Source organism: Marinobacter sp. MDS2, from assembly GCF_030718085.1.
Taxonomy (GTDB): Bacteria; Pseudomonadota; Gammaproteobacteria; order Pseudomonadales; family Oleiphilaceae; genus Marinobacter.
The window spans coordinates 415250-428205 of the sequence record NZ_JAVAJF010000002.1 but is presented as its reverse complement, the minus strand read 5'-3'; the positions used below and the strand labels follow the sequence as shown (position 1 = coordinate 428205).

The window sequence follows — 12956 nt, the reverse complement described above, 5'->3', positions numbered from 1 at the left end:
TTAGCGCATCGTTTTCAGCGCTTGCGCCCACTTCGCTAATTCTTCCAACATTGCGTTTGCTGACTGCGCGTGAACATCTTCAGCCAGGAACTGGCGATTCTCGTCCAGCTTTTCCCACGGCATCTGAACCATAACCCCCTCGGTCATTGGCATCATTTTCACAGTGGTAACCAGTTGCTTGGCAGTTTGAGCCGAGCGCAGGCCGCCAGACACCCCGCCGTAGCTTACAAAAGCACACGGCTTGTAGTTCCACTCGTTGAACAGATAGTTCACCGCGTTAACGAAAGACGGAGGTGGGCAGAAGTTGTATTCAGGAATCACAAACACGAAAGCATCTGCGTTGGACACGCTCTCAGACCATGCCTTGGTATGGTCGTGCTCGTACTTCTGCATGCGCGGGTGATTCGGTTCGTCATAAACCGGCAGGTTAAAATCTGCCAAGTCCACCAGCTCACTTTCAAATCCCCCCTGCTTGTTAGCAGCCTTGTTGAACCACTCTGCGACGGAAGAGCCGACGCGGCCCGGGCGGGTGCTACAGATAATAGTTTGCAGCTTGAGAGACATAGTCATCCTTCCTTTTTACTTCAATATTTAAGTTTGTAGATCCACTATAAACAGAGCGTTCATTGAATAAAAACGAAGAAAACTGCAGCATCTATTCAGTTTTTCTGAATAGATGCTGCGCATGGAGAGGATTTCGTTGAAGCGGTTTATTCGGCTGAAGCGATCAAGCTGGCGTTACCGCCGGCAGCCGTGGTGTCGATACACAGGTGACGTTCGATCACGTAACGCTGGTCCAGCGTGTGCTCGGTGATTACCGGCAACAGTGCTCCATCCCGCACCGCAAGCGCTTCGCGATAGCGTTTCAGCAGCGGCTTTTCCGCGACGCTAACAACGGCTTCGTAGCCATCAAGCTGTGTCAGTGCCTCTGGCTCCAAAAAACCGTCAGTGGCAACAACCGGTAGGCCAGCATTGATCGCTCGCGCCAGCGCTTTTTCAGCACCCGGAGCCACCACCACAACTTTGTTGCCTTGCGACAAAGCCACACCGGCCTGCTCGACTGCCGAGGCAGTATCTGGCCCCACGCACAACACAACGCCCCGAGCGTGGCAAGACAGATGGTTCTGCTCACCGGTCGGCCCCGGCATTTCTTCATAGCCGAGATCCAGCGGTGCCGGCACATCACCAAAGAAAGGGCTCAGAGCCTGCTGACGACCTTCTGCCGCAGGTACATCCAGCTTGGCCAGCTGATCAATCAGCTTTTGCACCTTACGGGCGCCAACGGCTTTGCCCTCACCGGCCGGTTTCTCAACAACGTCACCCTTGATGAAGCGTCGTACGTATTGCGGGCCACCCGCTTTCGGTCCGGTTCCCGACAAGCCTTCACCACCAAAGGGCTGAGAACCCACAATAGCGCCGATCTGGTTACGGTTAACGTAGGTGTTACCGACTTTGATTCGGCTGGCAATGTGCTCGATACGGCGATCCACCCGGCTATGAATGCCGAAGGTCAGGCCGTAGCCTTTAGCGTTAACCGCATCCACCACTTTGTCGATATCCTTGGCTTCGAACGTGGCAACATGCAACACCGGCCCGAAGATTTCTTCTTCCATTTCCTCGATTCCGCTGACTTGCAGAACCGCAGGTGAAACGAACATGCCCTTTTCGGGCACTGGCAGTTTCTTGAGCAGCTTGCCCTTTTGCTCGAATTTCTTGCAGTGGTCGTTGATCTTCTGACGAGATTCCTCGTCAATCACTGGCCCCACATCGGTGGACAGCTCCCACGGGTCGCCAATACCCAGCTCTTCCATGGCACCGTACAGCATTTCCAGCAAGCCATCGGCAATGTCTTTCTGCACGTAGAGCATACGCAGGGCTGAACAACGCTGACCGGCACTCTGGAACGAGGAAGCCAGAACGTCGCGCACTACCTGTTCCGGCAAGGCAGTGGAGTCCACAATCATGGCGTTCATACCACCGGTTTCAGCAACCAGCGGCGCATCCGGAGCCATGTTTTTGGTCATCGCCTTGTTGATGAGTTTGGCGGTATCGGTACCACCAGTGAAACAAACCCCTTCAATGCGCGAGTCCGACGTCAGCGCAGCACCCACGGTGCCACCGTCACCGGGCAACAACTGGATGGCGTCTTTCGGAATGCCGGCCTCGTGCATTAATTCAACCGCACGCACGGCCAACAAAGAGGTCTGCTCCGCAGGCTTGGCCACCACGGTATTTCCGGCTGCCAGGTTAGCCAAAATTTGACCGGTAAAGATGGCCAACGGGAAGTTCCAGGGCGAGATACAGCAAATCACCCCACGGGCCTCTCCGGCATCCTTATAACGGATACCCTCGTTGGCGTAGAACATGGCGAAGTCCACCGCTTCACGAATCTCAGCCACGGCGTCAAACAAAGACTTGCCTGCTTCCCGAGTCGTTAGTGCGAATAGCTCATCCACGTTTTCTTCGTAGAGATCACCCACCTTACGGATCAGCTCAGCACGCTTTTCTGCCGGGACGGCCGCCCATTCTTTGAAACCGTTACGGGCCGCTTCGACAGCGGCATCCACGTCTGCTTCGGAAGCATAGGTAATCTGACCCACTACGTCGTCCAGATCAGCAGGGTTGCGAACATCTACTACCTCGCCACCCTTTGCTTCAGTGACCGTTACGGGACCACCCTGCCACTGGTGTGTTTTATACTTGCCTCGCCCTTCGTTCAGCTCGGCCACGGTGACGGGATCGGTCAAATCCCACCCCTTTGAATTACGGCGCTGCTCGCCGAAGATATCCGCCGGCTTAACGATCATTTGGCTGGAAACATCGCGACCCAGCGCATTCACGGCATCAATCGGGTCTTTGGCGATCTCTTCCGGGGTAATGCTGGTATCGACAATCTGGTTAACAAAGGAGCTGTTCGCGCCGTTTTCCAGCAAGCGGCGAACCAGGTAGGCCAGCAAATCTTTGTGAGCACCTACCGGTGCGTAGATCCGGCAAGGCACTTTGCTTGCCTTCAGCACCTGGTCGTGCAGAGACTCACCCATACCATGCAGGCGCTGGAACTCGAACTTATCGCGGCTCAAATCTTTCGCCAGCTCTAACACCGCGGATACGGAATGCGCGTTGTGGGTGGCGAACTGTGGGTAGATGCGATCGGTCATGCCGAGTAGCTGAGTCGTACACGACAAGTAGGACACGTCGCTACAGGCTTTACGGGTAAACACCGGGAAGCCCTCAAGCCCCATTACCTGAGCGCGCTTGATTTCGGCATCCCAGTAGGCGCCTTTTACCAGACGCACCATGATCCGGCGGTTGTGCTTCTCGGCCAGCGCGTACAACCAATCCAGTGTCTGTGAGGCACGCTTGGCAAAGGCCTGAACGACCACACCAAAGCCGTCCCATCCATCCAACGCCGGGTCGGCAAAGATTGCTTCGATGACATCCAGAGAAAGATCCAGACGATCCTGCTCCTCCGCGTCAATGTTGAAACCCATGTTCGCCGCAGCGGCTTTTTTGGCCAGCTCCAGCGCTCGGGGCACCAATTCGTTCATCACTCGTTCTTTCTGGCCGTACTCGTAACGGGCCAATAATGCGGAGAGCTTTACCGAGATTCCCGGATTGGTGCGAACGTCGCCTTCACAACGCTTGCTGATGCTATCGATGGCCGTGGCATAGGCCTGGTAATAACGTTCTGCGTCGGCGTCCGTGCGTGCGGCTTCACCCAGCATATCGTAAGAATAGGTGTAGCCCTGCTCTTCCATTTCCTGGCCGTTCTCCTGGGCTTCTTCGATGTCCCTGCCCAGAACAAACTGGCGGCCCATTTCTTTCATGGCCTGCCCAGCGGCCACGCGCACGACCGGCTCGCCCAAACGCTTCACCAAATGACGCAAGGTGTCGCCTACACTTTGACGTTCAGAATCCTTCAGCAGGTTGCTGGTCATCAGCAACGCCAGAGTGGCGGAGTTGATCAAGCCGGATTTAGCTTTGCCAACGTGGGCGCCCCAGTTACCGGAAGTGATTTTGTCTTCGATCAGATCCTGAATGGTGAAGTTATCGGGCACCCGAAGCAGCGCCTCCGCCAAGCACATTAGTGCCACTCCTTCTTTGGTGGTCAGCCCGTACTCGGCCAGGAATTTTTCCATGATCGTCGGCTTCGCGTTGTCACGCACATCGCGCACCAGCTCTGCTGCTCGGGCAGAAATCGCTTGGCGGGTTTCATCAGACAGCTGAGCCTGCTCAATCAGTCGGTGAATCACCTCATACTCGTCCGCCAGATAATTATTGCGAAGCGCCTGACGAATTTCGTGGAGCTCTTTTGCCGCGGATTGCTGCAAACTCATGGTTATGCCTCCTGATTATTGGAATACTGACCGCATTGTAGCGAAGGCGTAATATTCTATTTTCCTATTAGGCGCCTTAATCCGGACTTATTTCCTTTAATTAGCCCACCATAATTATCAAAAAAACCTCACATCCATTAAAATTAGGAAAACTGACTTATAAAGCCCCATTTCAATCGCACACAACAAGGATAGCAGTCATGTCGGATCTCGACAGAATCGACCTTGCCATCATCCGAGAGCTCCAGAACAACGGGCGCATTACCGTTACCGACCTGGCTTCCAGAGTGGGCCTGTCCAAAACCCCTTGCCAAATACGCATGCGTCGGCTCGAAGAACAGGGCTACATCACCGGCTATTCTGCCATGGTGAACCAGACGAAACTCGGGCACTCTCATGTAGCCTTTGCTCAAGTAACTCTGAGCGATACCTCCAGCAAGGCTTTGGCGGCATTCAATGATGCCGTCAAAAAGATCTCTTCGGTGGAGCAATGCCACATGATGGCCGCTAATTTTGATTATCTGCTGAAGATTCGCACACGAAACATGGCCGAGTATCGACAGGTGCTGGGAGAGCAAATTTCCAACCTGCCCCATGTTCTGCAAACCAGCACCTTTGTTGTCATGGAAAACGTGAAAGACCGGGGCCTTTAATGACTACACTTGATCAAGCCACCGCACAACGCATCGTTGACCGTGCGATGCCCGTGATTGGCCATTCCGTCAACGTGATGACTCCGGACGGCATCATCATCGCCTCTGGCGACTCCCTAAGAGTGGGAGCCATGCACCAGGCGGCTCGGCAGGTAGCTGAAACCTGCGCACCCGTGGTGATTACAGAGCAAGAGGCTTGCCGATATACCGGAACACGGGCGGGCGTCAATTTACCGGTTGAAGTGGCGGGCAAGATCGTAGCGGTTGTCGGCATCTCGGGCACACCGGAAAAGGTTTTGCCGTTTGCTGACCTGGTCCGGGTGACCGCTGAGCTGATTTTGGAACAGGCTTCCTTGATAGAGGTAAGCCGCCAACGCCGGCAGCAAATTGAAAACACCTTGCTGGCACTGCTGAATGGTGAACCGGTTTCGCAACACTGGCTTGAGCAATTATCGATTGATCTTAGCAAACCCCGGATTGCCGTGGTGTTCGAAACAAGTCAGCCCGACCTGCCTTGGTTATCCGATATCACCTCGTTAGCCCGGGCTTTAGAGCGTATTGAACCCGAGGCTCTGGTCATGCAGACGCCGGACCGGAAGATTGTATTCTTTTTTATCGAGAAATCGCCGCAAGACGCCATGAATACTGCGCTGGCGCGGCTTCCTCAGAATCTAGGAGATGCGACATCGGCTGCCACCGGTGCCGTCTTCAGCAACAACCTGCAAGCTTGCTACGAGTCAGCCGAAGCGGCCTTACAGGCCGCCAAGCAGCGTTTCCCAGCGCCCGTTCGCGGACATTATGAAGACTTTCCGCTGGCAACACTGTGGCGAAGTCTGCAACCGAAATGGCAACAAGAGCAGCTGAATCGGGCTCTTCGGCCTCTTCGCAATCATGCCCGCAGTGATCAGTACCTCAAGACACTTAGAGCCTTTATTTCCTCCGACGGAGATATCCAGCGATGCGCTCAACAACTCCATCTGCATCGTAACTCGGTTCGGTATCGTCTAAAAGGCATCGAAGCTTTAACGGGCTTTTCGCCATTCCGGCTCGAAGATCTCGCGCTCCTCTACTTGGCTCTGGAATCCAATTGACAATTAGTGCATACGCACAAATATATCGCGCAAAAATAGATCAACTCTATCCTTATGCATAACGAATTCTTGTCAATCTGCTCTTACACTTAGCACCACATAACCGACCACAGAGTCGGTGTCACAATCGGGTTGATTCTGGAGATGTCCAATGCATCTGGTGCTGATATTGGTCGCGGTCATAATTTTCATTGTGTTCGCCACCAGCCGTTTAAAACTAAACCCCTTTATTACCTTGCTGCTCGCCTCGTTTCTGGCAGCGTTTGCCTTCGGTCTTCCTTTAGCCGACATAGAGAAAACCATTCGAGCAGGCTTTGGTAACATTCTCGGCTACATCGGTCTGGTGATTGTTCTGGGCACAATCATAGGCGTGATCCTTGAGCGCACCGGTGCCGCTATTGTGATGGCCGAGAGCGTGGTCAAATGGCTCGGCCAGAAATTCCCGACGCTCACTATGTCGATTGTCGGCTTTATCGTCGCCATCCCGGTATTTTGTGATTCGGGATACGTCATTTTGAACAGTCTTAAACGCTCTATGGCCCGAACGCTCAATGCATCTCCTGTGGCCATGACCGTTGCCCTGTCTACGGGCCTGTTCGCCACCCACACGCTGGTTCCACCAACCCCAGGCCCTATTGCTGCCGCTGGCAACCTGGGACTGGAGAACAATCTGGGTATGGTCATCGGTGTCGGGCTGGTGTTTGCCATCATCGCTGCTTTTGCCGGCCTGTTCTGGGCATCCCGCTGCAAAGATCTACCCAGCACCGAGCTCGAGCAGGCAGAAGAGGCGTTCGAAGAGGCCAAACAGCACTACGGCGAACTGCCTTCTGCCACCAAAGCGTTTGCTCCGATCTTCGTTCCAATTTTGCTGATTTGCACAGGCTCCGTTGCCAATTATCCCACTGCGCCGCTGGGTGACGGAATGACCTATGACATTCTGAACTTTCTCGGCAAACCGCTGAACGCTCTTCTCATCGGACTTGGATTTGCACTCACACTGCTGCAAGGACGAAACAAGTTTGAAGAATTTGGCCGCCACACCAGCAAAGGCCTGGAAGTTGCTGCGCCCATTATTCTGATTACCGGTGCCGGTGGTGCATTCGGAGCGGTTCTGGCTGCCACCCCCTTGGGTAGCTACCTCGGCGACACGCTATCCACCTTAGGCTTGGGCGTCATTATGCCGTTTATCGTCGCAGCTGCTCTCAAGTCGGCTCAGGGCTCGTCTACCGTTGCGCTGGTGACCGCGTCTGCACTGGTTGCACCACTACTCCCGCAACTGGGACTGGATTCCGAGCTGGGCCGGGTACTCACCGTCATGGCCGTGGGTGCCGGGGCAATGACAGTGTCCCATGCTAACGACAGCTACTTCTGGGTGGTGTCCCAGTTCAGCAAAATGAACGTTGCAACTGCCTACAAGTCGCACACCACCGCAACCTTGGTGATGGGGCTGGTGACCATCGCCTGCGTGTGGCTAACCTCACTGGCGGCTTTGTGACATGCGCATCGTCATTGCTCCCGATTCGTTCAAGGAATGCCTGGCAGCCGATCAGGTTGCCAGTGCACTGGGCCGTGGCTGGGCAAAAGCTGCACCTCGAGACGAGATCATCGAAGTGCCACTGGCCGATGGCGGAGAAGGGACGACCGTTGCGCTGACGGAAGCCCTGCACGGGCAATTGCATTCCGTTACCGTTACGGGGCCACTGGGTGAACCGGTCGTCGCCCGCTATGGGCTGACCAACAATTCCGGCACAGCCATTATCGAAGTGGCCGAAGGGAGCGGCCTGCACTGTGTGCCTTCAGACCAGAGAAACGCCCTAACGGCCTCGAGCTACGGCACAGGCGAATTGATGCTGGAAGCACTGGCCCACAAACCGAAAGCACTGATCATGGGGCTAGGCGGCAGTGCCACAACGGACGGCGGAGCCGGAATTCTACAAGCACTAGGCGCAAAGCTGCTCGACAAAGAAGGTAACCGCATTCCGCCCGGTGGCATCGGTCTGGCCAAACTCGCCAGTCTGGATTTACAGCCGGCACTTGACGCGCTTGGAGACACCCGCCTGGTTGTTGCCTGTGACGTCAACAACCCGTTGACCGGCCCTAATGGCGCTGCCGTTGTGTTTGGGCCTCAAAAAGGCGCCAGCATTCAACAGCTCATAAAACTGGACGCCAATCTGGCTCACTTTGCCCGACTGGCAAAAAAACAGGGCTGGGACATCGCGAGCTTCCCCGGTAGCGGTGCCGCCGGCGGTATCGGCGGGATGGTCGCAGGCATTCTCGGCGCGCAATTACGCCCCGGCATCGAGCTTGTGATGGAAACCGTCGAGCTGGAACGTCACATCCAAACAGCCGATTTGGTGATCACTGCCGAAGGGGCCATCGACAACCAAAGCGCTTACGGCAAAACCCCCGCAGGGGTGGCACTGGTGGCCAGGAAATACAGCGTACCGGTGGTAGGCTTTGCTGGCATGCTGGGGCAAGATTTCTCTGCCCTGCAGGCGCAGGGCCTAACGGCCGCGTTTTCAATCACCCGAGGGCCTATGGAACTCCAAAGTGCCTACGCCCAGGCCGAGGCGAACCTGGAACAGTGCGCGGAACAACTTGCTCTGCTTACTCACGCTCTAAGCAAAAGTAGCTAAGCCCACATAAAACGCAAAAAGCCGGGACGATTCAACGTCTCGGCTTTTTATTGCAACGATTCCCGGCTGCGGTTAATTAACGGGCCGGAGCGTTCAACACATCCAGCACGTCTTCCAGCTCGGTAATCATCTGTCGGATGAGTTGCTTGTACTGGGAGGTGTCGTCTTTCACCTCGGAGCTACTGAGTTTTTGCTTGGCGCCACCAATGGTGTAGCCCTGATCGTACAGCAAACTACGAATTTGGCGGATGGTTATAACATCAGCACGCTGGTAATAACGACGGTTACCCCGGCGCTTGACCGGCGCGAGCTGCGGAAATTCCTGCTCCCAATACCTCAGCACGTGTGCTTTAACGGCACACAGCTCCGCAACCTCACCGATGGTGAAATAGCGTTTCCCCGGAATGACGGGAAGCTCGTTGTTATGACTCGGTTCCAGCATACGTTTCTACTTTTTGTTTCAGTTTTTGGCCGGGCCTGAAGGTAACGACGCGTCGGGCGCTGATCGGGATTTCTTCGCCCGTCTTGGGGTTACGTCCGGGGCGCTGCTTCTTGTCACGGAGGTCAAAGTTGCCGAACCCCGACAACTTGACCTGCTCATTGTGACTGAGAGCACCTCTGATCTCATCGAAGAAAGCTTCTACCATCTCTTTGGCTTCCCGCTTGTTCAAACCTAACTCTTCATACAAGCGCTCTGCCATATCCGCTTTCGTCAAAGCCGCCATCCGTCAACTCCTCAGTGTTGCCCCCAGCTCTTCTTTAAGGGAATCGATCACCCCGTTGAAGAGCGTATGCACTTCGTCTTCATTCAACGTGCGTTCAGGGTGCTGCCAAAACAGGCTCAGAGCCAAACTACGATTGCCCTCACCCAGACTTTCGCCTTCATAGACATCAAACACACGCATATCTGTCAGGTGTTCGCCGGCTTGTTTACGAGCTATTTCTTCAACCTGCGCGAACGACACTTCGCTTCCGATAATGATAGCCAAATCTCTTCGAACTTCCGGAAATTTCGAAACATCTTTGAAATTAGGCACATAACCGGTCACGATCGAATTCAAGAATAGCTCAAACATCAGAATCGTGCCATTAAGTTCAAGGTTTTTCTGCACTTGAGGGTGCAAAGTTCCCAACCAGCCGACACTTTCGCCATCGCGCAGCAATTCTGCTGTTTGGCCGGGGTGCAACGCAGGATGCTGGCTGGCCCTGAACTGAATCTGAATACCGAGTACCTGGAACAGGCTTTCCAGCTCACCTTTTACATCGAAAAAGTCGGATGCCCGGCGGCCGTTAGTCCAGTTTTCAGGATTCTGATTGCCCACCACAACACCGGCCAGCATGGGCTGCTGGTCGATCTGCTCGCCGTCTTTCACAAAGCGAAGACCGGTCTCGAACAAACGGATACGAGGCTGCTGGCGATTCTGATTGTGCTGAACCGTCTTAATCAGACCGCTCCAAAGAGTTGTGCGCATAACTGAGAGATCTGCCGAAATCGGGTTCGCCAAGGCGATACCTTCCCGATCGGGATCAACCAACTGCTGGACTTTGGGGTCAACAAAGCTGTAAGTAATCGCTTCCTGGTAGCCTTGAGCCACAAAGAAGTTGCGAACCGCCGATAGTGGCCGAACCGCTTCTTCCCGAACACTCAATCCTAACGAACCCGTAGGCTCGGTTACCGGAAGGTTGTTGTAGCCATAGATGCGCCCGACTTCTTCAATCAAATCTTCTTCGATCGAAATATCCGGGCGGAAGCTGGGTACGCTGATGCGCCAGCCATCCTTCAGAAGTTTTTCAACACGCAAACCTAGCCGAGACAGAATCTCCTCTACCGTGGTGCGGTCGATCGCCAATCCCAAAACGTCGGCCAAGCGCTTTTCACGCAGGTCAACGGTTTTAGCTTTAGGCAGATCTTCCCAGCTGACCACTTCGACAATCTCGCCCGGCTCACCACCAACGATGTCCATCAGCAGGCGAGTCGCACGCTCCATTGCCTCGCGGGCCAACTCGTAATCAACACCGCGCTCAAAACGGTGAGAAGCGTCGGTATGCAAACCGTAGTGACGCGCCTTTCCTGCCATAGCAATGGGTTCGAAATAGGCAGACTCAAGGACCAGATCCTGGGTTTTGTCATTCACGCCGGAATGCTCACCGCCCATCACGCCAGCAATGGCGATCGGCTTATCGTGATCGGCGATCACCAGAGTTTCAGCCGTCAGTTCAACTTCCTGGCCGTCCAGCAGCACCAGTTTCTCGCCGGCTTTCGCCATGCGAACTACGATGCCACCGGAAATTTCTTCCCGGTCGAACGCATGCAGAGGCTGGCCGAGTTCCAGCATCACGTAGTTCGTCACATCAACCGCTGGGTCGATGGAGCGAATGCCGGAACGACGCAGTTTCTCCTGCATCCACAGCGGCGTTTCGGCTTTCAGATTTACGTTACGCAGAATACGCCCCAGATAACGGGGGCAAGCCTCCGGCGCTTCGATACGAATCGCAGGAACCTCTGAATGAACAGCCTCAACCGGCTCGATTTCAGGGGCTTCCACCACCGAGCTATTCAGTACACCTACTTCGCGGGCCAACCCTTTGATTGACAGGCAATCACTGCGGTTGGGGGTCAAATCAACATCAATGGCGATGTCGTTCAGCTTGAGGTAATCCACCATGCTCTGACCAACCGGAGCGTCGTCCGGCAATTCCATCAACCCCTCATGACTTTCAGACAACGCCAGTTCCGATTCAGAACACAGCATGCCTTGAGACGGCTGACCGCGCAGCTTGGCTTTCTTAATCTTAAAGTTACCCGGCAGCACTGCGCCCACTTCGGCAAACGGCACCTTCAGCCCTTCGCGCACGTTCGGCGCGCCACAAACAACCTGTACGGTTTCGTCACCATTGCTGACCTGGCAAACGCGAAGCTTGTCCGCATCCGGATGTGCCTCTACCGAAAGCACTTCACCCACGATTATCCCGGTAAATTCGCCAGCTACCGGTTCAAAACCGTCCACTTCCAGACCCGCCATGGTGATCTGATCCATCAATGCCTGGGAATCTATGCCCGGATTAACCCACTCTCGCAGCCACTGTTCACTGAATTTCATCGTTCTAGCCTTGTCCTGATGCCATTTATGCGGTTGATTCGGAGACTTGCTTGCGCCTTTTAGCCCTTCGGCTTATCGGAACTGGCGCAAGAAACGCAGGTCGTTTTCAAAGAACATTCGCAGATCTTTCACGCCGTAGCGAAGCATGGCCAGGCGCTCAACGCCCAGACCAAACGCAAATCCGCGATATTCTTCGGCATCAATGCCGCAATGCTCGAACACTTTCGGGTGCACCATTCCGCAACCCATGACTTCCAACCACTTGATGCTGCCGTCGGCTTCCCGGCCCCATTCGATATCCACTTCCGCAGAAGGCTCGGTGAACGGGAAATAAGAGGGACGGAAGCGTACTTTCAAATCTCGCTCGAAGAACACGCGCAAGAACTCTTCTACGGTGCTCTTGAGATCAGCAAAGCTCACATCCTTTTCGATCAGCAGACCTTCTACCTGATGAAACATCGGCGTGTGCGTCATGTCCGAGTCACAGCGGTATACCCGTCCCGGGCAGATCATTCGGAACGGCGGCTTACCGGCTTCCATGGTACGGATCTGAACAGGGGATGTATGAGTACGCAGCAGCGTGCCCGGATTGAAATAGAAGGTATCGTGCATGGCACGAGCGGGGTGATGCCCCGGAATATTGAGGGCTTCGAAGTTATGGTAGTCGTCTTCGATTTCCGGCCCTTGCTCGACGCTGTAACCGGCGCGAGCAAAAATCTCTTCAATACGCTGAAGTGTGCGGGTCACCGGGTGCAGTCCACCCAGATCCTGTCCGCGGCCCGGCAAGGTGACATCAATGGATTCGCTGGCCAGTTTGGCCTCAATGGCGGCCTTTTCAAGATCGGCACGGCGGGCGTTAATAGCCTGTTCAACCTGCCCTTTGGCTTCGTTGATCTTCTGGCCGGCTGCAGGGCGTTCCTCTGCGGAAAGCTTACCCAGTGTTTTGGCCTGCTGAGTAATAGAGCCTTTCTTACCGAGGTACTCTACGCGAATTTGATCAAGCGCCTGAAGGTTGTCTGCCGCTTCGACTGCACTCAATCCGTCCTGAACCAACTGTTCAAGGTTTTCCATTGACCCTGCTCCAAACCTGAAATGAGGTAGGTTAAAACAAAAATAGGGGAAGAGCGCGCCCTTCCCC

The 12956-nt window shown here is 54.7% G+C and carries 10 protein-coding genes; 4 read left to right on the top strand and 6 right to left on the bottom strand.

Going from position 1 to position 12956, the window contains the following annotated elements:
* Nucleotides 1-564, bottom strand: coding sequence for an NADPH-dependent FMN reductase (locus Q9245_RS12720; protein ID WP_305897536.1), 564 nt, complete (start codon nucleotides 562-564; stop codon nucleotides 1-3).
* Nucleotides 565-710: 146 nt separating this feature from the next.
* Complete coding sequence (putA, locus tag Q9245_RS12715; protein ID WP_305897535.1) at nucleotides 711-4337, bottom strand: bifunctional proline dehydrogenase/L-glutamate gamma-semialdehyde dehydrogenase PutA; 3627 nt, start codon at nucleotides 4335-4337, stop codon at nucleotides 711-713.
* A 200-nt stretch (nucleotides 4338-4537) separates the two neighbouring features.
* Here putA and Q9245_RS12710 point away from each other — a divergent pair, with 200 nt between their 5' ends.
* From Q9245_RS12710 to Q9245_RS12695, 4 genes are all read left to right on the top strand, one after another.
* Nucleotides 4538-4990: an Lrp/AsnC ligand binding domain-containing protein gene (locus Q9245_RS12710; protein WP_305897534.1), complete on the top strand. Its 453-nt coding sequence runs from the start codon at nucleotides 4538-4540 to the stop codon at nucleotides 4988-4990.
* The gene (locus Q9245_RS12705; RefSeq protein WP_305897533.1) at nucleotides 4990-6081 is read left to right on the top strand and encodes a sugar diacid recognition domain-containing protein; all 1092 of its coding nucleotides are present in this window, start codon (nucleotides 4990-4992) and stop codon (nucleotides 6079-6081) included. The genes Q9245_RS12710 and Q9245_RS12705 overlap by 1 nt, the downstream gene beginning before the upstream one ends.
* 151 nt (nucleotides 6082-6232) lie before the next feature.
* Complete coding sequence (locus Q9245_RS12700; protein WP_305897532.1) at nucleotides 6233-7576, top strand: GntP family permease; 1344 nt, start codon at nucleotides 6233-6235, stop codon at nucleotides 7574-7576.
* 1 nt (nucleotide 7577) lies between these two features.
* Complete coding sequence (locus Q9245_RS12695) at nucleotides 7578-8717, top strand: glycerate kinase (RefSeq protein WP_305897531.1); 1140 nt, start codon at nucleotides 7578-7580, stop codon at nucleotides 8715-8717.
* Nucleotides 8718-8793: 76 nt separating this feature from the next.
* Here Q9245_RS12695 and Q9245_RS12690 read toward each other — a convergent pair whose 3' ends face one another.
* The 4 genes from Q9245_RS12690 to pheS form a co-directional block, all read right to left on the bottom strand.
* On the bottom strand, nucleotides 8794-9159 hold the full coding sequence (locus Q9245_RS12690) for a MerR family transcriptional regulator (RefSeq protein ID WP_305897530.1): 366 nt from the start codon (nucleotides 9157-9159) through the stop codon (nucleotides 8794-8796).
* A complete protein-coding gene (ihfA, locus tag Q9245_RS12685) occupies nucleotides 9140-9442 on the bottom strand; it encodes an integration host factor subunit alpha (RefSeq protein ID WP_022989370.1) in 303 nt (100 codons plus the stop codon). Before ihfA ends, Q9245_RS12690 begins: the two co-directional genes overlap by 20 nt.
* A 3-nt stretch (nucleotides 9443-9445) precedes the next feature.
* On the bottom strand, nucleotides 9446-11818 hold the full coding sequence (gene pheT, locus Q9245_RS12680) for a phenylalanine--tRNA ligase subunit beta (RefSeq protein WP_305897529.1): 2373 nt from the start codon (nucleotides 11816-11818) through the stop codon (nucleotides 9446-9448).
* Between the two features lie 72 nt (nucleotides 11819-11890).
* Nucleotides 11891-12889, bottom strand: a complete 999-nt coding sequence (pheS, locus tag Q9245_RS12675; RefSeq protein ID WP_199007760.1) for a phenylalanine--tRNA ligase subunit alpha — start codon at nucleotides 12887-12889, stop codon at nucleotides 11891-11893.
* Between the last annotated feature and the right edge of the window lie 67 nt (nucleotides 12890-12956).

Excerpts from the sequence above, each read along its gene's own strand:
- Q9245_RS12720 (WP_305897536.1), bottom strand. The coding sequence starts at position 564 with ATGTCTCTCAAGCTGCAAACTATTATCTGTAGCACCCGCCCGGGCCGC.
- Q9245_RS12695 (WP_305897531.1), top strand. The coding sequence starts at position 7,578 with ATGCGCATCGTCATTGCTCCCGATTCGTTCAAGGAATGCCTGGCAGCC.
- Q9245_RS12710 (WP_305897534.1), top strand. The coding sequence starts at position 4,538 with ATGTCGGATCTCGACAGAATCGACCTTGCCATCATCCGAGAGCTCCAG.
- pheS (WP_199007760.1), bottom strand. The coding sequence starts at position 12,889 with ATGGAAAACCTTGAACAGTTGGTTCAGGACGGATTGAGTGCAGTCGAA.
- Q9245_RS12700 (WP_305897532.1), top strand. The coding sequence starts at position 6,233 with ATGCATCTGGTGCTGATATTGGTCGCGGTCATAATTTTCATTGTGTTC.
- pheT (WP_305897529.1), bottom strand. The coding sequence starts at position 11,818 with ATGAAATTCAGTGAACAGTGGCTGCGAGAGTGGGTTAATCCGGGCATA.
- ihfA (WP_022989370.1), bottom strand. The coding sequence starts at position 9,442 with ATGGCGGCTTTGACGAAAGCGGATATGGCAGAGCGCTTGTATGAAGAG.
- Q9245_RS12705 (WP_305897533.1), top strand. The coding sequence starts at position 4,990 with ATGACTACACTTGATCAAGCCACCGCACAACGCATCGTTGACCGTGCG.
- putA (WP_305897535.1), bottom strand. The coding sequence starts at position 4,337 with ATGAGTTTGCAGCAATCCGCGGCAAAAGAGCTCCACGAAATTCGTCAG.
- Q9245_RS12690 (WP_305897530.1), bottom strand. The coding sequence starts at position 9,159 with ATGCTGGAACCGAGTCATAACAACGAGCTTCCCGTCATTCCGGGGAAA.